The following is a 20,882-nucleotide window of genomic DNA, read 5'->3' on the forward strand; positions in this document are numbered from 1 at the left end:
AGAGGGTTGATTGTTCTATTCAGAATTCGATGTCCAACAGGCTTGCGGCGCCGTCCATGACCCGGGCTCGCTGAAGGTCGGTCTCCCCGAGAATGTGTCGGGCGTAGAACCGTGCCGTGGCGATCTTGGCGGTCATGAAATCGGGATCTTGGCCGTCCTCCAGTTCCGCTTCGGCGACGAGGACCGAGCGGGCCAGTTGCCAGCCCGCTACAAGATTGCCAGCCAGCATCAGATAGGGCACGGCGCCGGCATAAGCGGCGTTCAACTCCGTTGGCTTGACCGCAACCAGATGGGCAACGACGGACTCAAATGCTTCCCGCGCGCCGGACAACTGCGCGGCGATCTCCTGCGCCACGGGCGAGCCTTGCCGTAGGGCATTTTCTGTTTGAGCTATCAATGCAGCGAGGCGTCTCGCCGTTGATCCACCGTCCCGAAGCGTCTTGCGGCCCAGCAGATCATTGGCCTGGATGGCCGTTGTACCTTCGTAGATCGGCAAGATTCGTGCATCGCGGTAGTACTGGGCAACGCCCGTTTCTTCGATGAATCCCATGCCACCATAAATCTGCACGCCGGTTGATGCGACCTGCAGGCTCATCTCGGTGCAGAAGCCCTTGACCAGCGGCACAAGAAATTCACCTATCGCCAGGGCCTCCGCTCTCAGTTCCGGCGTGGCGGCAAACTGCGCACGGTCCTGCCATCCCGCGGCAGCGGCGGCAAGGGCACGGCCCCCTTCGGTCGTGGCGCGCATGTGCGCCAGCATGCGGCGGACATCGGCGTGAAGGATAATGGGAACTGCCTCAAGGGAGCTACCACCGACTGGACGGCCCTGTATACGGGCCTTTGCGTAAGACAGAGCCATTTGATATGCACGTTCGCCTATCGCAACCCCTTGAACGCCTACGGCGAAGCGGGCCGCGTTCATCATCGTGAACATGAATTCCAGCCCGGCGTTTTCGCGGCCGATCAGATAGCCCGTGGCGCTTTCGAATTCGAGCATGCACGTCGGGCTCGCTCTGACGCCGAGCTTGTGTTCAATGCTTTGGCAGCGGAGCGAATTTTGCGCGCCGGGTTCGCCACTTTCGCCCACCAGCAGTTTCGGCACGAGAAACAGGCTGATGCCCTTGACGCCGTCGGGCGCGCCAGGCGTTCGAGCAAGGACGAGGTGAATGATATTCTCGGCCAGATCATGCTCGCCATAGGTGATGAAGATCTTTGTTCCGGAGATCTGATAGGTGCCATTCGCCTGGCGTTCGGCTCTTGTCCGTATCAGGGCCAGATCGCTGCCCGCCTGCGGCTCGGTCAGATTCATCGTGCCGGTCCATTTGCCGGAAACCAGATTGTGCAGATAGGTCTGTTGGATTTCAGGCGACCCGAAACGCAGAAGCGCCTCGATCGCGCCATCGGTCAAAAGAGGACATAGCGCAAAACTCATATTGGCCGCGTTGATGATTTCGGTCGCCGCAGCGGCGACAGCGCGGGGCATATCATGCCCGCCAAATTCCGAAGGATGACGCAACCCCTGCCAGCCCATGTCCATGAACTTGGCATAGGCCTCACGGAATCCGGGCGGCGTTTGGACGTGACCTCCGTCCCAGTGCGAGCCGATGCGGTCGCCCGCGGCATTCAGCGGTGCGATTTCCTCGGCACAAAAGCGGCCGAACTCTTCGAGGATCGCTGACGCTATCTCGAGATCACCCATCGCATCGCCGGACCATGGCGCGATGTGGGCGATATTGAACATCAAGTCCTTTAATGGTGCTTCAAAAGTCATGCCTGAGGCCCCAGGTCACGGGCTGCCGCCCGCAGAATGAACTTCTGAATCTTGCCTGTCGCGGTTTTTGGCAAAGGGCCGAACACCACCGTTTTCGGCGCTTTGAAATGCGCGATATTGGCGCGACAGAAGGCAATGATTTCCGCTTCGGTCGCGCTCGCGCCCTCGCGCAGTTCGACAAAGGCGCATGGGCTCTCGCCCCATTTCGGATGCGGGCGGGCCACCACGGCCGCAAGGCTGATCGCAGGGTGTCGGTATAGAACGGACTCGACCTCGACGGACGAGATGTTTTCCCCGCCTGAGATGATCACATCCTTCAGCCGGTCCCGGATCTGAATATACCCGTCAGGATGGACCACCGCGGCATCACCGGACCAGAACCAGCCAGACTCGAAGGCCGCCGCGGTGGAGGTCGCGTCCTTGTAATATCCCTTCATCACCGTATTGCCGCGAATGGCGATCTCACCTTGTGTCAGCCCATCGCGCGGTACATCCGTGCCGGTGTCGCGGTCGACAACGCGGATGTCCTCGACCATCGGAAAGGCGACGCCCTGCATCGCCTGTTTTTCAGCTCTTGCAGAAACGGACAGGGCTTCCCATTCGTCCTGCCAAAGACATTGGGAAATATGACCGTAGGTTTCGGTCAGACCGTACACTTGCATCACATCGAGACCCATTTGCGTGGCCTTTTCCAGAACCGCGGGCGGAGGCGGTGCACCCGCGGTCATGACCCTGATCTGGGGATTGAAGGGCTGCGCGGAAGCATCGCGGCCGTCGCAGAGCATTTGCAGCACGATTGGCGCAGCTCCCATATGGGTGACGCGATGCGCCGCCATGGCCTCCAGCAGTGTGCCTGGCGACGCATCGCGGGTGAAAACCATGTTGGCTCCGACGATCGCCATCGACCAGGGATGGGTCCAGCCGTTGCAATGGAACATGGGCACGACCGACAGGTAGGTCGGGTGCTGCGGCAAGGCCCATGCGGCAATCGTCCCCATCGCCATCAGATAAGCGCCGCGATGGTGATAAATCACGCCCTTCGGCCGCCCCGAAGTGCCGGAAGTATAATTCAGCGCCAGCGCCTGCCACTCATCCTTGGGCAGCTCCCATACCATGGGAGAATGAGCCGCCAGATCGTCATAGCTGCGTTCGCCGAACCCGGCAGAAGCCTGCGCCTGCGCATCGACGATATCAACCACAGGGAGCGTGTTGCCATTCAATCGAAAGGCTTCACGCAGCAGGGGCGCGAAGGCTGTATCGGCAATCACCAGCGTCGAGTCCGAATGCGCCAGGATATAGGCGACGGTTTCCGGCTCCAGGCGGGTGTTGATCGTGTTCAACACAGCCCCCAACAAGGGTACGGCATAGTGCAGTTCGAAGAGTTCAGGAATGTTTGGCGACAGCACCGAAACCGTGTCCCCCGGCCCCACGCCCAAAGCCGCCAGCCCCGCCGCGACCGAACGGCAGCGAGCGCCAGTCTGTGCCCATGTGCGCCTTATGTCGCCATAAGTCACCGCAGCGCGCCCGGAGTAGACCAACTCGGCCCTTTTCAGGAATGACAGTGGAGACAGGGCCACGTAATTGGCGTCATCGCGGCGGGCGGCGTCGTAGTGCTGTCTCATGCTCTGATCCTATGGCCAAGGTCCCGGCGTTACAGAAAAGGCAGCTCTACGAGTTTGGCGGAAACCGGCCCCGGATCGCGCATCACCTGCACTGTTTCGCCTGCAGGCACGCCTGCGTCGATCAGCGCATAGCCGATGTTGGCTTTCAGGCGCGGTGACCAGACGCAATTGGTCATCATGCCGATGCGCTGGCCATTGCGGATGATGTCTTGGCGGCGGAAGCCCAGGGGAGCAGGGGCATGGCCTTCAAGCACCAGACCGAGCTGATGGCGTTTGACACCTTCCGCCTCGATCCGGCGTAGCGCCTGGATGCCCACGACGTCATCGGCAACATGAAGATCAACGTACTTGCCCAGACGCACCTCGAACGGATTGGTCGCGTCGTCGGTATCACCGCCGACCGACACAAGGCCGCTTTCGGTGCGCTCCGCCGTGGCAGGAGCGCCTGGGCCAATGCCCCAGGGCTGGCCCGCCTCCTTGAAAATATTCCAAAGCTGAGTGCCGCGCGTCCCGTCTTTCAGATAGATTTCGAACCCGCCTTGCTTGGACCACCCAGAGCGCTGAACGGCCACCGGGATGCCTTCGATTTCGGTTTCCTTGAACCAGAAATACTTCAGCTGTCGAACCCAATCCCCCAATACATGGGCCACGACATCCTCGGCTTTCGGCCCTTGCAGCGCCATGGGGGAGACGTCAGGCTCGCTGACCTCGACGGTCAGGCCACGTTCGGCAGCAATGGCGCTGGCCCAAAACCAGATGTCGCTATCGGCAATCGACAGCCAATAAAGGTCATCCGCCAGCTTCAGCAGAATCGGATCATTGATGATCGTGCCTCTATGGTTGCATAGCGGCACATATTTGCCCTGACCGACTTTGCAGTTGGACAGATCGCGCGGTGACAGGATCTGCGCCAGGCGGCCCGCATCCGGCCCTTTCAGTTGCACCTGGCGCTCCACGCCGACATCCCATTGAGAGACGCCGTTGATCAGTCGCCAGTATTCCGCCTCGGGATCACCATAAGATGTGGGCATGATCATCCGGTTATAGATGCTTGCCGCGGTCATACCTTCGGCGACGGCCGAGGCGTAAAACGGTGACGGCCGCAATCGCGCCGTTGGGAAAACTGAAAACATCGGCCCCTCCCCTATGGTCGACAACCAATGATCAGGCTGGCGCGGTTTCGTCAAAGGACGTATTAGGGGGGCATACCCATACAAAAAGTTATGGCTGTGTTTTGGAGCGCGCTTATGAACCGTTACCTGCCGCCTCTGACATGGCTACGCGCATTCGAGGCTTCGGCCCGTACGCTCAGTTTCACCCATGCCGCCTCCGAATTGCACATCACGCAAGCCGCGGTGTCCAAACATGTGAAATCGTTGGAGCACCATCTGCACCATATGCTGTTCATCCGCCGCCCGCGCGGCCTGGAGCTCACCAAATCTGGCGCCGCCTATCTGCCCAAGGTGCAGGATGCGATGGAACGGCTGGCTATCGGTACGCGTGAGGTGTTTGGCCAGCGCCGGACTAGCTCGCTGACCGTGCGATGCGCCATTTCCTTCTCGGTCAATTGGCTGGCTCAGCGCTTGCCCGAATATCTCGAACGTTATCCGGGCAAGAATATCCGCTTGCTTTCAAGCGTCTGGAATGACGCCTTTGACGCGCAGGACTTCGATCTCGACATCCAATACGGCACCGGACACTGGCCTGGGTTCAACAGCCATCGCCTGACGTGGGAAACCATCACGCCCCTTTGCGCACCCGAATTGCCTGGCCGCAATCCTCTGAACAGTCCGCAAGACCTGCGTCATCATCGCCTGTTGCACGTGCTGGGCTATCATGAAGGCTGGGGCATCTGGCTAAAGGCGGCTGGAGCCCAGCAAGTCGATGCCGGTTCAGGGTTGCATCTCGACTCGTCCTTGACGGCGTTTGAGTTGGCGGCGGACTGTGCAGGCGTAGCACTGGGCCGCAGTTCCCTTGCCGGACATGCCCTGGCCTCCGGCCGATTGATAGCGCCGTTTCCTCTCGCGGTGCCTATCGATGAAGCGTTTCATCTGATCCAACCAGCAGGCAGCAGCCGCCATCCAGATGCCCCGTTGTTTGTCGAATGGCTGCTGTCCGCCGTACAGAAGTCGGAAAACGCCAACAAGCACGCAAGCTGAACGTCCATGAGGTAGCGCTCGCGGCGATGACCATCAGCTTCAGCAGCCGCATCAGGTGGTGCCCCCACCAACGGCGAGGGCCATCCGGCGCGATGGACTCCGGAAAATGCCCAATAACTGGGCACTGACCCGAAACGGGAAGGATAGAGGTCGACGATCCGGTGATAGTACGATCGCAGGTCAGGCTGAAATCGGAGCGTGGTACGGTAGCGACGAGCGACGTCCCGCGCTAGGATAGCCGCACAGGCGAGCGAGTGATGTCTTGTCCTGAAATTTCTTCAACCGAGGGTTCGGCGCTAAATTCTTCAGAGTAGTGCAGGAGGTGCGCGCGGCGTGTATTTTGAGACCACCTTCCATGACGCAACGGAGCAGGAAGCGTCCTTGCCAGGTTGGCGGCAGGAATACCGACAGGTCTCGACCGGCGGCTATGACGGTCGAACCATGGCTATCCTGCTCCCAGGCGTGGAGATTTTGCGCGAGACCATCAGTGTCGGCACGGAACAAATGTTCTCGGCGCCTGAAGGCAGCATGATCTTCTATTACTACCCTAAACGCGATCGAAGCGAATTGGTCCGCGGCGAAAAAGCGCCCGGCGTCTCAGGTTTCGCCTTAAACTGGACCAATCGCATCGGGTTCATGGATGCCGATAGCGACCTGCTGATGCTCGTCCTGAGGCGTGATGCTGTTGCGGACGAGGACCGCAGCAGAATAGCGGAGCTTGTCGAACCGCCGCTAGAGAATGCGGCTTTTCTTGCAGACTGGCTGCTGTCGTTGCTCGGTGGCGCTCGCCAACAATCGCATCCCTGCGCGTGGGGAGACTTCGATGACGTGCTCGCGGACGTCATTACAGATCGTTTCGAGCTGCTTTTCCAGAAAAGCCTTGTTCGCCAAATGCCGCACATAGCGCAGACAGAAAAAATCTATAGAAAGATCCGCGATCGAATTTTCGATGCGCCTGATATGCCCCATTCGGTGAAGTCGCTGTCGCGAGATCTTGGTGTATCGCCCTTCAACCTCAGGGCATCCTGCCAAAGTTTCACGCAGATCCCTCTCGACAGAATCCTGATGATGCTTCGCCTCAACGGCGCCCGCCGCGACTTGCTGCACGCTCGTTGTTCGCCGCGGAAGGTATCTGACATAGCAATGGATTGGGGCTTCTTTCACTGGAGCCGCTTTGCGCTGCGCTACAAGTCGCTTTTCGGCGAAACACCCTCTCAGACCCTGAAGGGTTAGCATCGCCAAGGGCGTCCCGCATCGTCACCGCACTTGCTCCATATCCTCAGCGTTCACTGGCTTGCGCTTCAGAACCTGAAGGCACCCCAAGGGAGCTTCAGGCCCGGCTTCAAAAATGCTCAGGCTGGTTGGTTGTCGTCTAGCCATCTGCCCTGCCTAAAAGGAAGGCAGGCGGCCGGATCATGCCGGCTTCCAAAGTCCCTCACGGATCAGGTCATCCGCGGTGGCTTCAATCCCCTTGCGAAGAGCATCGGTCATCATGTCGATTTGCGAACGGCTGATGGTCAGCGGCGGTGACATCACGCACATGTTGATCAGGGGGCGGACTAGCAACCCATTCTCCTGGCAGTGAAAATCGATCCGCTTGCCGACGGTCAGATCAAGATCGAGACGATTGTCCGTCTTGGCGTCGGCAACACATTCAATCCCCGCCATCAGTCCGGCGCCGCGCACCTCGCCTACGAGGGGCAGCTCCTCGAGCGTCCGCAACTGCTCCTGAAAATAGGGACCGATTTCACGCGCGTGCTCAAGCAGGCCATCTTCCAACAGTTCGATATTGCGGATGGCCACCGCACAGCCGATGGGATGGCTGGAATAGGTCAGACCATGCACGAAGTTCGCCTTAGGATGGTTCAGGCGGCGAAGTCCGCTGAGCAGACGATCGGACACCATGAGGCCGCCCAAAGGAAAATATCCGGAGGTGACGCCCTTCGCGAAAGTGATCATATCCGGCTGGATTCCGAACACATCATGCGATGCGAAGATATGGCCGAGGCGTCCGAAAGCGGTGACGACCTCGTCGGCGATAAACAGAATGTCATTTTCGGCGCAGAGCGCTCGCATGCGCTTGAGATAGTTCGGCGGCGACATCAACACTCCGCCGCTCGCCTGGATCGGTTCGGCGATAAAAGCGGCGATCTGCTGGGCACCCTCGCGCTCGATGAGCGCGCGGAACTCATCGACGAGGAAATCTTCGAACGCCTCCAGCGACAAGTCCGCCGGTCGGTGGAAGGGATTGGGGCAAGTCAGCTTTCTGACGAGATCGCCTGCGCCATCCATCCAGTCGTGATCACGCGGGCGGCCGTTCAGCGACGCCGTCAGGTAGGTCGAGCCGTGGTAGCTTCCTTGGCGTGAGATCAACAACTTCTTCTGCGGCAGTCCACGGACGTTGTTGTAGAATTGCACGAGCCGTATTGCTGTTTCGACCGCGGATGAACCACCAGTCGTCAAGAAGACATGGTTGAGGTCACCCGGCGCGCGCTCCGCGAGCATCTGCGCAAGCTTCTCCGCGGGAGCGTTGCTTGTATACCACGGTGTTGAATAGGTCAGGGACATTGCCTGGTCGCGCAATGTATCGGCCAGGGCTTGGTTGCGATGTCCCACGTTGATGCACCACATGCCTGCCGGTCCGTCGATCAGTTTTCTGCCGCTCTGATCAGTGACGAAGATATCTTCCGAGGATGTGATGAGTTCGCGAGCTTCCGCACCGATACTGCCGGCCAGAGGGGCGGCCTGGATCAGGTGAAACCGCTCATTGGTGGGGGCGCCGGTTTCCGTTGGTGAGAGAGCAGGTTTAACCATAATAATCCTCACAATCTAAAGACTAGCTGTAGGAAGCATGGAAGCCCTTTTTCGCTCTAGCCACTGTACGGCGCGACAACGCCTATTAAGTAGGCATCCGCCTTTTTCTGGTTGCCAAGCGATCATCTCGCACAAACCTGTCCTTGGCGATTGGCGTTGTCCTGGCACTACCATTGAGCACTGATAGACTGGCATGCCGCCAATGACGAACCAGGTCCTTCCCCTGGCCCTCCGGTAGCCAAGATGACGCGACCATTGCGTGCGGCGTCGCATCACCGTGCGCTGAATTGCGGACTTTCACGTCGACGCGGACGAATGCCAAACGATTGTCCGTCGCGGTCAAATTTGTTTAGCGCCCTGCTCTCGCCGTAAGTTGCCGGGGCCACCCTACAGGGAGCTTTGCGCGAGCGGGACATACCGCTTGCTGCCTTCGGCCTAGGTGCTCGCTTAATGTCAGATGGGATCGTCACTGAAACTGGCTGCCAAAACTGTCAGAAACTCCCTTACCCTTTGGGGAACAAAGCGGCGGGAGGGCTGAACGGTGTGTATGGGCATCGTTGGCATGGTCCAGTCTGAAAACATCGACACCAGGCGCCCTTCAGCAAGATCGCCTTTCACTAGATCTAGCGGCAAACAAGCAATACCGGCACCATCGATGGCGAGCTTGCGCTGAGCTTCATCAAGGTCGACCTCGATCCTACAGTGACCGTGAGTTCTTCCCCACTTGGCCCAATAAAGGGCCATCGGTTGCGCGGCACAAAATTGAGATTGAGCAAGCAACGCGCCTGCGACAGCTGACTGGGATGGGTGAGCTTGCCGCAGCGTCGGACAAAGTCGGGAGCTGCGCAGCAGGCGAAACCATAGGTCCCCAGACGCCGAGCAACCAGACCGGAATCCGGCAGTTTGTCAATCCGGACGGCGGCGTCGAACCCTTCCGCAATGAGATCGACACGCCGATTGGTAAGGTTGACCTCCAGAATGACACCGGGTTGCCTGACGTCGAATGCAGCGAGAATGGCCGGCAAGCGTGTTATGCCGATTATGGTTGGAGCCGTGATCCTGATGCGCCCTGAGAGCTCGGCTCCGGCTACGCGTCAGCTTTGAGACCGGCAGACGCTGTGCTGGATGGCAGAATTGAGGCGCAAAGCGCCATTCGATAGAAGATAAATGCGCTCAGTGGGTGGCTGGATCAGCTTCTTGAATCAATTTGGGCGAACCGCTTCGTAACCCATTGGCGGATAACGATTATGTTAGTCGCTGAGGGTCAGCGTTTTCTACACAAAATCAATACGTTAGCGGATGGTTCGCCAAGCCGTTTCCTTCGTATTCTCTCGTATGGTCTGGCGAACCGAAGAAGGAGCCCGATTAATGCGGACCACGAATCCGCAAGCCGTATTGGAGAGACAGATGCGGCCGTGTCACCGCCCCCCGAGTCTCTCGCTACCTCCCCGGTGCCGATGGCGACCGCGCGCCCGGTTTCAGAACGATGGCATCGATCACTTCTGTCTGCATCGGCAGGTCTGGGCGTTGACCCGCGGCGGAATCGAGTGGCGTTCGCCAACTCCCAGTGGCACAATCCGCCAGCAATCGGCGAGGCGAAAATGACACGCGTAGTGATCATCGGCGGCAGCGGCCATGTCGGCACGTACCTAGTGCCGCGGCTGGTCGAGGCCGGATATGAAGTGGTCAATGTCAGCCGCGGCCAGCGCGCAGCCTATACGCTGAATGCGGCGTGGAAATCGGTCGAGCCCGTAGTGATCGACCGCGACACGGAGGAGAAGGCTGGCACATTCGGCGAGAAGGTCCGCGCGCTGAAGGCCGATATCGTGGTGGACATGATTTCCTTCACCCTCGACAGCACCAAGCAGATCGTTGGTGCGCTGCGAGGCGAGGTGCAGCACTTCCTCCATTGCGGCACCATCTGGGTCTATGGGCACAATACCGCAATCCCCGCGACAGAGGACCAGCCGAAGAATCCGTTCGGCAGCTATGGCACGCAAAAGGCCGAGATCGAGAGCTGGCTGCTCAACGAAGCCAGGCGGAACGGTTTTCCAGCCACGGTGTTTCGTCCCGGCCATATCGTGGGGCCTGGCTGGGAGCCGCTCAATCCGGCGGGGCACTTCGACGTCGGTGTGTTCTCCCAGATCGCCCGTGGCGAGCCGCTGGTGCTGCCCAATCTTGGCAACGAGACAGTGCACCACGTGCATGCCGACGACGTAGCACAGATGGTGATGCGCGCCATTGTGAGCTGGAGCAACGCGGTGGGCGAGGCCTTCAACACCGTCTCGCCTCAGGCGATCAATCTGCGCGGCTACGCCGAGGCCCTGTACAACTGGTTCGGCCACGCCCCGCGGCTGAGCTACGAGCCGTTCGATACGTGGAAGGGCAAGCAGACCGAAGAAAATTGGCGCGCCACCTGGGAGCACATTGCACGCAGCCCGAGCCATTCGATCGCCAAGGCGCGGAACCTCCTGGGCTACGACCCGCGGTATTCGTCGCTCCAGGCAGTGTATGAGTCCGTCGAGTGGCTGGTGGCGAACGGGAAACTCAGCCGGTAGGAGTGCCAGATACTTCTCAGCCTCGGCGCAGGTCGACACCCGCATTGCGTCTATCAAATGAGAATGCGGGTTTTTCTCGCAAAGCGTAACTTGAACTTTGGAGGGCTGATGGGAGGAACTGATGGATCTCAAGAAACTCATCACTGCCGGTCAGAGCAGTGAACCGTGCTGCCTTTTGGCATTGCTCGTTCTGCCTTGCGGCGAGGTGACCCTCAACCCTTCAGCTCCTGCTTGGCTCTGGCAAAGCCCCGATCCGTCGCGATAAATCGCTCAAGCATGGGCACAATCAGGCGAACAGGATCAGTTGGCGGCTGACCCGCGTCGCGGCCAAGGATCTCAGCATATCTGGACAGATCGCGGTGCAGCGGCGCCGGCAGTTCCACTGTGACCTTAACCGGCTTGTCGTCTGCAATCGGACCGAGTTTCAGCTTGGCCATTTTCAGCCTCCGTAGGGTTCGAGCACGAGATCGCGCGTAACGACGACACGCACATTGACGCCCGGCCGTATCGTCAGCGTCGGTGCGATGTTGAGTTGGCGCTGGACGATCTGCTGGCCCACCTGGCTGAGGCTGTCGGAGGCGCCGCCGCGTAAGGCGCGCACGATGTCACTTTCCTGGCCGGACGAGCCGGCCTCCGCACCGACGCTAAGGATGGTGGTGAGTGCGGCCGCCTTGAACAGGTCGGCCCAATGGTAGTCGACGCCGTCCTCAAGGCCGGCATAGCCTTGGGCGTCAGTGCCAGGCTGGCGTTCAAGAACAATGGAGCGTCCGTTGGGAAAGACCAGCCTGCTCCAGACGAGCAGCACGCGACGCTGGCCGAAGCCGACCCCATTGTCGTACTGGCCAACGACACGCGTACCTTGCGGGATCAGCAGCGAGCGACCCGTGGGACTGTCATAGACATTTTCGGTCACCTGCGCGGTGATCTGACCGGGCAGATCGGAACGGATACCGGTGATGAGGGCCGCCGGGATGACGGCCCCTGCCTGAAGCACATAGGGCGAGGCCGGCGGCGTGACGCGATCCGGCGCCACGGTGCGCCGATCAGCGGCCGCATTCAAGAAGGCGAGCTGTCGGTCTTGCGCGGTCGACTGGCCAATCGGACCCGCAAGGTCGGCAGTGGCAAGGTTCGGTGGGGCAATTCCTCCTGGCGTTTCGGCTATCCCCACAGTTGTCTGTCCCGTCTGGAAGAAAACACGCGAGGTTGGGGCCGCCTCCTCTTCGGCCCGCCGGCGCTGTTCCGCCTCATCGACCATGGGCGTCGCGATCATTGGCGGCACGACGGGCTGTCCCTTATTCTGGGCATCAAGCATCGGCCGGCCAAGATCGCCAGGCAGCGGCGGCCCAAGAACGGTCGCGAGGCAGGCTGGCCAGTCCGTCGGCGGGCTGCCTGTTGGACGTCGAGTACAGCTCGTCGCCATGCCTGCCGGTTTCACTCGTCTGAAGCGCGTAGATCAGCGTGCCGCCGACGCCAAGCGATGCACATAAGCCGATGCCGGCGAGCACCTTGCGCGACAGGCGCGTGACACGCGGCGGCTCGGCGCGAATCTGCATCGGGGCGGCAGCGACTTCGTTCTCGTTCATGAGACCGGCTCGCTGCGGTTCACCGGCGTGTCAAACGATCGCTGGATCGAACGGCAACACGATCTTCATGAGTTCTTCCTGCCACATCTTCATATCGCCACCCTCGCCGTATTTCGGCCGATCGATCGTGTGGCCCATCAGCATGCGGCGGAGTTCCTCGTCCAACCTGCCGTTCTTCATGCGATCTTCGAACGAATGGCGTAGGGAATAGACCGTATGTTTGTCGGTTGGGAACAGTTTGTGGTTCTCGAAGTGCTTGTTGAGCAGGGCCGAGAGGGAGGCCTCGCGATCCTTGTACCGCGGGAAGCCATTAGAGTGCTTTTTGAACACCTCAAGCGCCACACCGACCAGAGGTATCTTTCGCACGGATGAGGCCGTTCTGATTTCGCGCGGATCGTCAGGATCATCTCGCGGCTCGACCGAGATGTGAGGCACTTCGTGGTCGAGATGGATGACGCCAGCGTGCAAGTTAGCAAGTTCGCTCGGTCTTGCCCCCGTCTCCGCGAAGGCGAGCACTATGCCTCGCGCTTCGTCATTGAGCGCAGCGAGTGCGCCTGGCGCGAAGATCTTGTCGCGAATCCAGATGGTCGGGAAAGGCGGGCGGCCGCGTTTCGACTTGTCGCTGAATGAAAGGTCGGCGAACGGGTTCTTCTGCTCGGGAGAACCGAGGTGGCGATAGTAATCCGCGTATAGGGTTCGCAGATTCCCCATGTTTCGGTTGCCGGTCGACGCCGAACGGTCTGCCTTGCCGTTGGCGGGCGCGATTCGATCCAACCAATATTTGTGCACCGCACGCGCATCGTCGCGCGTGATTTCGCCCATGAGCTTGTCCCCGGCCAGTGCGATAAAGACATCGACGCTCATTTGGCGCTTGGCCTTCCATCAATGAGTTATGGGAGAAGCCGATGGTACCGTTGGCTGGGATCGAACCAGCGACCTCCGGATCCACAATCCGGCGCTCTAACCAGCTGAGCTACAACGGCACACTTGCCTGAGCGGGGTCGAAGTGGAAAACCACTCGAGCGCTCTGTCGTTCGGCGATGCGTCCATACGGGCTTATGGATTTTAATTCAAGGCTTTTGCGAAGCAAAGGCCACTTCCCCACATCTCGCCGTATCGGGCGGGTTTCGCCGGGCAAAGAAAAAGGCCGGCGGGAGGAGGTGCCGGCCTTTTCCTGTTACGAGCCAGCGGGAGGAGGTGCTGGCTGGTCACCCCGGGGAGCAGAGGGAGGAGGTTCCACTCGCCGGGTATTCGTTGATGGCACCCATCCTACGCCTGATCATTTTTAAGAAAATGCGACCTTTTGTTGCATCTTCAAATCATGCGCAAATGTTAGGCAGCCTTGATGTCCTTCACAGCCTTCTCGAAGGCGGTCTTGATCGGCTTCGAGACATCTTCGGCCGCCTTGGAGGCAACAGCCTGGAAGTCCTTGGCCTGCTCGACGGTCAACTCGATACGCTTGCGCAGGAAGGAGGTCTGCAGCTCGACGACTTCCGACAGCGACTTGGCGCCGATCAGGGCTTCGAGATGCGAGAAGCCGGCTTCGGCATTGGCGCGCAGCGCCGCGATGGTCTTGAGCGACAGGTCGCTGGAAACAGTCTTGGCGGTCTCGTAGGTCGACTCCAGAGCCTTCTGGGTCTCCTCGGCGCCGGTCTTCAGCTTGGCATAGGCCTCTTTCGACTGCTCAACGCCCTTCTCGGCGAAAGCGCGGATCTGGTCGGTGGCCTTGGAAGCGTCGAAGCTCGGGAATTCAACGTTTTCGATCGTCTCGGCGGTCTTGGTCCTGGACATTTTCCATCCTTTTCAGCGGCAGCGGCTTTGACAGAAAGCCGTCTCGTTCAGTTATGATGGCAATATAAAGGCAAATTTTGTGCATTGCAATATCTTTGTTGCAGTGCACCATAAATTTCTTTCTGGCCGTTAACCAAAAGCCCAGAAACCGGCCTTTGCACGTTCTGGCTTGTGGACCTTCGCGCCGCCGGCTTTTATTAACAAAGCGTTAACTGCAAATTTCGCCGCTCCGTGAGGGTTCGCCAAGCGCATGCCGTCCGAATATTCCTTCCTCGACGTCGCCGTGCTCGATGCGGTGCGCCAGCGCTTTGCCGCCGGCGACGCGATCGCGATCCTGTCGGTGGACCTGGAGCAGGTGATCTGGGCCAATGGGCCGGGCGCCGCCCTATTCGGCTATCCCGACATCGAAGCGATCATCGGCGCCTCGGCACAGCTGCCGCTGATTGCCCGCCGCCAGATCATGGCGACCAGCGGCTTTCCCGAGATCGGCAGCGATCGCGGCATCACCGTCAGGCTGGCGACCGGCATGACCAGCCGCACCATCGGCTTCCAGGCAAGTGCCGTGACCCTGCCCGACGGCGAGAAGGCGATCATGCTGGCGGTGCCGGCGACGCAGACAGGCTCGCGCAGCGCCGCCGAGATCGCCAGCCGGGCGATCAGCGGCTTCACCGAAGACGGCCATTTCATCGCCTTCATCGATGCCGGGGGCAATGTCGAGGCGGCGTCGGACGGATTTTCGAAGCTCGGCATCCAGCCGGCAACGCTGGCCGCTTTGGTGGCCGATGTCGCTGCCGAGGACGAGCGCATCGTCAAGCGCCTCGTTCCGGGCGGCAACACCTCCTACCCGGCCGGCCTCGCACGGCTGACGCCGGAGCGGCATCTCCTGGTGGTGATCGACGAGAATCAGCTTGAGGACAACGCTTCTGCTGCGGAAGCCTCGGCAAACACCCTCCCCACAGCAGCGGAAAGCCCCGCCAACGAGATTGGCGGTGAAACAACAGCGGTAGAAAAGGCCACCGCAGAATCCGAGCCTCACCAGGACAATCAGCCGACGGCGGATGTTTCGCAGGCAGAAGCGATCGAGCCACCCCCCGCCACTGCAGAGATTGAGCAGTCTGCTCCTTCCGATCCCGTGGCCGCAGATATGCCGGAACCGGCAACACAAGCGATTGCGGAGCCGACCGGGCCGACACCGGTTGCCGCCGACAACGATCAGCCGGTAGCGGGCGGCGCGCCCGCACAGCACGATCATTGGTATTTCCATGCCGGCGAGGATGACGCGCGACCCGCGTCGGCGCCGAGAAACGAGGTCGAAGCGATCGGCGGCGAGGCTTCCAGCGCGAAGCAGGACGAGGCCGCCCCGCCTGCTGCGCCGGTCGCAAGCCCGGCTGCCCGGACGATAGACCGCTCGGCAGCGCCGCTGCGCTTCGTCTGGCGCACCGACGCCGAGGGCAAATTCAGCGCGCTATCGCCGGAATTCGCCGACATTGTCGGCAAGCCGGCCGCCGATGTGATCGGCCGGCGCTTCAGGGATGTCGCCGCGGCCTTCGGCCTTGACGCGTCCGGCGAGATCGCCGGCCTCTTGGAACGGCGCGACACCTGGTCCGGCCGCTCCGTGCTGTGGCCAGTCGTCGGCACGGACCTGAAGATCCCCGTCGACCTGGCGGCATTGCCCGTCTATGGCCGCAGCCGCGCCTTCGAAGGTTTTCGCGGCTTCGGCGTAGCGCGAACCGGCGATGCGGTCGTCGATCCAGAGGCGATCGGCATGGCCCTGGTGCCCAACGGCAAGGCGCCGGCGACGCCGGAACCGGCAGCCGTCGAGCCTCCCGCTGAAGAGCCGAAGACGGAAGAGCCGAAGGCCGAGGAACCAAACGCGGCGGACCCGTTCAAGGGCGAGGTGCCGGCGCTGACCATCGTGCCGAAACAGGAGCGGCGCTTTGCCGACAAGGTCATCCGGCTGGCCGAACACCGGCAGCCGGCCAACGACAAGGGGCTGTCGACGCTGGAACGCAGCGCCTTTCGTGAGATCGGCGAGCGGCTGAAGAAAGACAGTGCGCCGGCCGAGCCGCCGGAGGCCGAGAAGCCCAGCGCCGAAATCCCGTCGGAACCAGAGACCAAGGCGCCGGCTGCGCCCACCGCGGAAACAGCTGCGGAAGTTCCGGTTGCGAAGACAGAGGCTCCGATCGAGCCCATCCGCGAGGTTGCGTCGACGCCTGACGCTGTCCCGGATCAGGAGCCGGCAGAAGCCGGCGAAATCCCGCCTGCGGAACCAGGGAACGACGCGGTACTGGCCGAGCCGTCCGAGACCGATGCCGAGGACGAGGACGAGGCGGATCTCGCACGGCTCGACGGCGCCCATCCGGACGACATGGTTCACGAGGCGCATGCCGACACGCCGGCCGGTGCGACAGGCTCGCTGCTCAGCTACGCCGACCGCGCCGATGAGCCCAGCTCCGTCGCGGACAATGACGGGCTCCCGGTTTCAGAACCCGTAGCGGCAGAATCGAAACGTGCCGAGCCCACTGCGATTGATGATGAACCGGCAGTTTCGGACGCCGGACATGTTGCGGCCGACGATGATGACAGCATGACGTCGGCCGATTTTCGCGATGCCGAAGACAATGAGGATTGGAGTGACGGCGCAGAAGATGCCAGGGCTGATGATCAGACCCCAGAGCATGTTGCGCCATCGACTGTCTCCGACGGGCAAGCCATTCCGCCAGCCGCTGAGATTGTCGGCGCAGGCGATGCAGCCGAGATTCAGCGTCCACGCCTGCAGGTGCCGCCGCTCAAGACCGAAGGGTTCGTGCCATCAGCGTTTTCCGTCGGCGACGAGAGCAAGGCTCCGGACACCTTGCTGCTTGGCAAGCTGCCGGTGCCGTTGCTCATCCATTCGGGCGACCAGCTGCACTATGCCAATGAAGAGTTCCTGAACCTGACCGGCTACGCCGCCCTCGGCGACCTCGAGGATGCCGGCGGCCTGGGCGCGCTGTTTGCAGACCCCTACGCCGATGATGGCGCCTCCGACGGCAGCGACCGGGCGCTGCGGCTGAGGACGCACGGCGGACAGGAATTCCCGATCGACGCCATCCTGCGTTCCGTTCCCTGGCGCGAGGGCAAGGCACTGATGCTGGTCGTGCGCCGCTCCGGCGAGGATGACGCGCCCACCGCCTTGCACGCGGTCGGCGAGGAGCCGACGCAGCCCGACATTTCCGAGCTCAAGGCCCGCATCGCCGAGATGCGCACCATCATCGACACCGCCACCGACGGCGTCGTGCTGATCGGCAGCGACGGCACCATCCGCTCGATCAGCCGCCCGGCCGAGGCGCTGTTCGGTTTTGACAGCGACGAGGTGGCCGGCAAGCCGTTCGCCTCGCTGTTCGCCATCGAGAGCCAGCGCGCGGCGCGCGACTATCTCGCTGGACTGTCCGAGCCCGGCGTGGCGAGCGTAATGAATGACGGCCGCGAGGTGATCGGGCGCGAAGCGCAGGGGCGCTTCATCCCGCTGTTCATGACCATCGGCCGGCTGCCCAATGACAGCGGTTTCTGTGCCGTCGTGCGCGACATCACGCAGTGGAAGCGAGCCGAGGAAGATCTCACCCAGGCGCGTGCGGTGGCCGAACGGGCTTCCTCGCAGAAGACCGATTTCCTGGCCCGCATCAGCCACGAGATCCGCACGCCGCTCAATGCCATCATCGGTTTCTCCGAACTGATGGTCGACGAGAAGTTCGGGCCGGTCGCCAATGACCGCTACCGTGACTATCTGCGCGACATCAACCGCTCGGGCAACCATGTGCTCGACCTGGTCAACGACTTGCTCGACATCTCGAAGATCGAAGCCGGCCAGCAGGAGATGGCCTATGAGGCGGTGTCGCTCAACGATACGCTGGCCGAGACCGTGGCTATGATGCAGCCGCAGGCAAACCGCGAACGCGTCATCATCCGCTCCAGCTTCGCCTCGCGACTGCCGGAGGTGGTGGCCGACCTGCGCAGTGTGCGCCAGATCGCGCTCAACATCCTGTCCAACGCCATCCGCTACACCCAGGCCGGCGGCCAGGTGATCGTCTCGACCGCCTATGAAACCTCGGGCGACGTCGTCATGCGCGTGCGCGACACTGGCATTGGCATGAGCCAGGCCGAGATCGAACAGGCGCTGAAGCCGTTCAAGCAGATCAACGCGCTGAAGCGCGGGCGTGGCGACGGCACCGGTCTCGGCCTGCCGCTGACCAAGGCGATGGTGGAGGCAAACCGCGCCCGCTTCACCATCAATTCGACGCCCGGCGAAGGCACGCTGGTGGAGGTCGCTTTTCCCTCGACCCGGGTGCTTGCGGAATAGCACGCCCAAAAGAAAAGGCGCCCAAAGGACGCCTTAAGAGATGGGATTGCTGTCACAACGGGGGCTTGAGCGAATTCAGATCCTCCGGGGGCTGAGGAACGGGATTTCTCCCTCAAGTTACATGCGACTATCGGGGTCGGGCCTTAACAAGTCCTTACCGGCTCGTCGAAAAATTTACGAATGTGTACCACTCGTGAAATCTAGGTAAATTCCCGCGACATAGTTCGTTAACCATGCCGGTCGGGGTCACTCGGCCAGCTGCGGCAGGTTCCGGAACAGCTCCAGCGCTTCCGGGTTGGCGAGCGCTTCCTTGTTCTTGATGGCGCGGCCATGCACGACGTCGCGCACGGCGAGTTCGGTGATCTTGCCCGACTTGGTGCGCGGAATATCCGATACGGCGACGATCCTGGCCGGCACGTGACGGGGGCTGGCGCCGCTGCGGATCTTGGCACGGATGCGCTTTTCCAGATCCTCATCCAGCTTGACGTCCGCGGCCAGCCGCACGAACAGCACGACGCGCACGTCATTGTCGAAATCCTGGCCGATGCATAGCGCTTCCAGGATTTCCGGCATCTGCTCGACCTGGTTGTAGATCTCCGCCGTGCCGATGCGCACGCCGCCCGGATTGAGCGTGGCATCGGAACGGCCATGGATGATCATGCCGCCATGCACGGTCCATTCGGCGAAATCGCCATGGCACCAGACATTGTCGAAACGCTCGAAATAGGCCGCCTGGTACTTCTTGCCGTCCGGGTCGTTCCAGAAACCGATTGGCATGGACGGGAACGCTTTGGTGCAGACCAGTTCGCCCTTCTCCTGCCGGATCGGCCTGCCGTCGTCATCCCAGACATCGACAGCCAGGCCGAGGCCGGGTCCCTGGATCTCGCCGGTCCAGACAGCTTGCGTCGGCACGCCGAGCACGAAGCAGGAGACGATGTCGGTGCCGCCGGAAACCGAGGCGAGATGCACGTCCTTCTTGATGCCGTTATAGACGAAGCGGAAATCCTCGGGCGACAGCGGCGAACCGGTGGACGAAATCGCCCGCACACTCGAAAGATCATGGCTGCGGATCGGCTTGAGGCCGGCCTTGCGCACGGAATCGATGAACTTGGCCGAGGTGCCGAAGAAGGTCATCTTCTCGGCATCGGCGAAGTCGAACAGGACATTGCCGTCGGGGTAGAAGGGCGAACCGTCATAAAGTAGCAGCGTCGCCCCGGAAGCGAGGCCCGACACCAGCCAGTTCCACATCATCCAGCCGCAGGTGGTGAAATAGAAGAAGCGGTCGCCGTCGACGAGGCCGGCATGCAGCCGATGTTCCTTGACATGCTGGATCAGCGTGCCGCCGGCCGAATGGACGATGCATTTGGGGATGCCGGTCGTTCCCGATGAAAACAGGATGTAGAGCGGATGCGAAAATGGCAGCCGCTCGAAGGTGACGGATTTGACGGCGAAGGGCGACAGCGCCTCGTCCATCGCCACCGCCTTGTCTATGGTTGCGGCCACGTCGGCCGACGTGCCGAGATAATCGACGAGCAGGACCTTACGGACGCTGCCGAGCTTGGCCGCGACAGCCGCGACCTTGTCGGCGACCTCGATCGCCTTGCCATTGTACCAATAACCGTCGGGCGCGATGAAGATGACGGGCTCGATCTGGCCGAAGCGGTCGAGCACGCCCTGCTCGCCGAAATCGGGAGAGCAGGATGACCACACCGCGCCGATGGAGGCCGCGGCCAGCATGGCGGCGACGGTCTCAGGCATGTTCGGCATCATCGCGGCAATGCGGTCGCCCTTCTTGACCTTGAGCGACAGGAAAAGCTGCTGCAGGCGCGAGACCAGGCCATGCAGCTGGTTCCAGGACAGGCGCCGCTCGACCTTGTCCTCGCCGCGGAAGACGATCGCCTCGCCGGCGCCGGTCTTCTTCAACAGGTTCTCGGCGAAATTCAGCGTTGCGTCGGGAAAGAAGGAGGCACCCGGCATCTTGTCGCCATCGGCCAGCAGGCGCTCGCCCTTGTCGCCGGCAATGCCGGAAAAGTCCCAGACCAGACTCCAAAATCCTTCGCGGTCCTCTACCGACCAGCGGTGAAGGTCGGCATAGGAGGAGAATGTGGCACTGGCTTTCGCCTCCGCCGCCTTTAGGAAAGCTGTCAATGGCGAAGCGTCGATCCGGTCTTGCGTCGGGGTCCAGAGCGGTACTTCGGCAGCCATGATCGATCCTCCTCGGTCGTCATCGCTTATGCATATCGCAGCG

The 20,882-nt window shown here is 61.3% G+C and carries 13 protein-coding genes, 1 tRNA gene and 2 pseudogenes; 4 read left to right on the forward strand and 12 right to left on the reverse strand.

The window, feature by feature from the left end:
• Nucleotides 1–19: 19 nt before the first annotated feature.
• The 3 genes from JN279_RS34245 to JN279_RS34255 are packed head-to-tail and all read right to left on the reverse strand — an operon-like array spanning nt 20 to nt 4,526.
• Nucleotides 20–1,771 carry an acyl-CoA dehydrogenase gene (locus JN279_RS34245; protein WP_096454211.1) on the reverse strand — a complete coding sequence of 584 codons (1,752 nt, stop codon included), beginning with the start codon at nt 1,769–1,771 and terminating at the stop codon, nt 20–22.
• Nucleotides 1,768–3,393 carry an acyl-CoA synthetase gene (locus JN279_RS34250; RefSeq protein ID WP_096454209.1) on the reverse strand — a complete coding sequence of 542 codons (1,626 nt, stop codon included), beginning with the start codon at nt 3,391–3,393 and terminating at the stop codon, nt 1,768–1,770. Before JN279_RS34250 ends, JN279_RS34245 begins: the two co-directional genes overlap by 4 nt.
• A gap of 29 nt (nt 3,394–3,422) precedes the next feature.
• A complete protein-coding gene (locus JN279_RS34255; protein WP_096454207.1) occupies nt 3,423–4,526 on the reverse strand; it encodes a glycine cleavage T C-terminal barrel domain-containing protein in 1,104 nt (367 codons plus the stop codon).
• Nucleotides 4,527–4,640: 114 nt separating this feature from the next.
• On the opposite strand from JN279_RS34255, the gene JN279_RS34260 reads away from it, so the two are divergent.
• Nucleotides 4,641–5,552, forward strand: a complete 912-nt coding sequence (locus tag JN279_RS34260) for a LysR substrate-binding domain-containing protein (RefSeq protein WP_096454205.1) — start codon at nt 4,641–4,643, stop codon at nt 5,550–5,552.
• Between the two features lie 333 nt (nt 5,553–5,885).
• Nucleotides 5,886–6,785, forward strand: coding sequence for a helix-turn-helix domain-containing protein (locus tag JN279_RS34265; protein WP_096454203.1), 900 nt, complete (start codon nt 5,886–5,888; stop codon nt 6,783–6,785).
• Nucleotides 6,786–6,965: 180 nt separating this feature from the next.
• Here JN279_RS34265 and JN279_RS34270 read toward each other — a convergent pair whose 3' ends face one another.
• From JN279_RS34270 to JN279_RS38445, 3 genes and pseudogenes are all read right to left on the reverse strand, one after another.
• Nucleotides 6,966–8,366: an aminotransferase gene (locus JN279_RS34270; protein ID WP_096454201.1), complete on the reverse strand. Its 1,401-nt coding sequence runs from the start codon at nt 8,364–8,366 to the stop codon at nt 6,966–6,968.
• A 453-nt stretch (nt 8,367–8,819) separates the two neighbouring features.
• Entirely contained in the window at nt 8,820–9,062 is a 243-nt protein-coding gene (locus tag JN279_RS38980) for a LysR substrate-binding domain-containing protein (protein WP_446720435.1), read from the reverse strand.
• Nucleotides 8,990–9,436: pseudogene (locus tag JN279_RS38445) on the reverse strand (substrate binding domain-containing protein); the annotation flags it as partial. The pseudogene JN279_RS38445 and the gene JN279_RS38980, both read right to left, overlap by 73 nt.
• Before the next feature lie 531 nt (nt 9,437–9,967).
• On the opposite strand from JN279_RS38445, the gene JN279_RS34285 reads away from it, so the two are divergent.
• The gene (locus JN279_RS34285; protein ID WP_010914453.1) at nt 9,968–10,924 is read left to right on the forward strand and encodes an NAD-dependent epimerase/dehydratase family protein; all 957 of its coding nucleotides are present in this window, start codon (nt 9,968–9,970) and stop codon (nt 10,922–10,924) included.
• Nucleotides 10,925–11,136: 212 nt separating this feature from the next.
• Here the strand turns inward: JN279_RS34285 and JN279_RS34290 are convergent, their stop codons facing one another.
• The 5 genes and pseudogenes from JN279_RS34290 to JN279_RS34310 form a co-directional block, all read right to left on the reverse strand.
• Nucleotides 11,137–11,361 (reverse strand): DUF2274 domain-containing protein, encoded by a 225-nt coding sequence (locus JN279_RS34290; RefSeq protein ID WP_096454197.1) that lies wholly within the window; start codon nt 11,359–11,361, stop codon nt 11,137–11,139.
• Between the two features lie 2 nt (nt 11,362–11,363).
• Nucleotides 11,364–12,507, reverse strand: a pseudogene (locus JN279_RS34295) (TrbI/VirB10 family protein).
• A 30-nt stretch (nt 12,508–12,537) separates the two neighbouring features.
• Complete coding sequence (locus tag JN279_RS34300) at nt 12,538–13,371, reverse strand: hypothetical protein (protein ID WP_202351401.1); 834 nt, start codon at nt 13,369–13,371, stop codon at nt 12,538–12,540.
• 42 nt (nt 13,372–13,413) lie between these two features.
• A tRNA-His gene (locus tag JN279_RS34305) sits at nt 13,414–13,490 on the reverse strand.
• A gap of 349 nt (nt 13,491–13,839) precedes the next feature.
• A complete protein-coding gene (locus JN279_RS34310) occupies nt 13,840–14,298 on the reverse strand; it encodes a phasin (RefSeq protein WP_096454195.1) in 459 nt (152 codons plus the stop codon).
• Between the two features lie 250 nt (nt 14,299–14,548).
• On the opposite strand from JN279_RS34310, the gene JN279_RS34315 reads away from it, so the two are divergent.
• Nucleotides 14,549–18,634 (forward strand): PAS domain S-box protein, encoded by a 4,086-nt coding sequence (locus tag JN279_RS34315; protein ID WP_202351402.1) that lies wholly within the window; start codon nt 14,549–14,551, stop codon nt 18,632–18,634.
• A gap of 246 nt (nt 18,635–18,880) precedes the next feature.
• Here the strand turns inward: JN279_RS34315 and JN279_RS34320 are convergent, their stop codons facing one another.
• A complete protein-coding gene (locus JN279_RS34320) occupies nt 18,881–20,839 on the reverse strand; it encodes an acetoacetate--CoA ligase (RefSeq protein ID WP_096454191.1) in 1,959 nt (652 codons plus the stop codon).
• Nucleotides 20,840–20,882 lie beyond the last annotated feature (43 nt).

It is taken from the genome of Mesorhizobium sp. 113-1-2, assembly GCF_016756475.1.
GTDB classification, from domain to species: domain Bacteria; phylum Pseudomonadota; class Alphaproteobacteria; order Rhizobiales; family Rhizobiaceae; genus Mesorhizobium; species Mesorhizobium loti_C.

What these genes read in the sequence shown, in the direction of transcription:
- JN279_RS34245 (WP_096454211.1), bottom strand. Translation starts at nt 1,771, where the DNA reads ATGACTTTTGAAGCACCATTAAAGGACTTGATGTTCAATATCGCCCAC.
- JN279_RS34250 (WP_096454209.1), bottom strand. Translation starts at nt 3,393, where the DNA reads ATGAGACAGCACTACGACGCCGCCCGCCGCGATGACGCCAATTACGTG.
- JN279_RS34255 (WP_096454207.1), bottom strand. Translation starts at nt 4,526, where the DNA reads ATGTTTTCAGTTTTCCCAACGGCGCGATTGCGGCCGTCACCGTTTTAC.
- JN279_RS34260 (WP_096454205.1), top strand. Translation starts at nt 4,641, where the DNA reads ATGAACCGTTACCTGCCGCCTCTGACATGGCTACGCGCATTCGAGGCT.
- JN279_RS34270 (WP_096454201.1), bottom strand. Translation starts at nt 8,366, where the DNA reads ATGGTTAAACCTGCTCTCTCACCAACGGAAACCGGCGCCCCCACCAAT.
- JN279_RS34285 (WP_010914453.1), top strand. Translation starts at nt 9,968, where the DNA reads ATGACACGCGTAGTGATCATCGGCGGCAGCGGCCATGTCGGCACGTAC.
- JN279_RS34290 (WP_096454197.1), bottom strand. Translation starts at nt 11,361, where the DNA reads ATGGCCAAGCTGAAACTCGGTCCGATTGCAGACGACAAGCCGGTTAAG.
- JN279_RS34300 (WP_202351401.1), bottom strand. Translation starts at nt 13,371, where the DNA reads ATGAGCGTCGATGTCTTTATCGCACTGGCCGGGGACAAGCTCATGGGC.
- JN279_RS34310 (WP_096454195.1), bottom strand. Translation starts at nt 14,298, where the DNA reads ATGTCCAGGACCAAGACCGCCGAGACGATCGAAAACGTTGAATTCCCG.
- JN279_RS34315 (WP_202351402.1), top strand. Translation starts at nt 14,549, where the DNA reads ATGCCGTCCGAATATTCCTTCCTCGACGTCGCCGTGCTCGATGCGGTG.
- JN279_RS34320 (WP_096454191.1), bottom strand. Translation starts at nt 20,839, where the DNA reads ATGGCTGCCGAAGTACCGCTCTGGACCCCGACGCAAGACCGGATCGAC.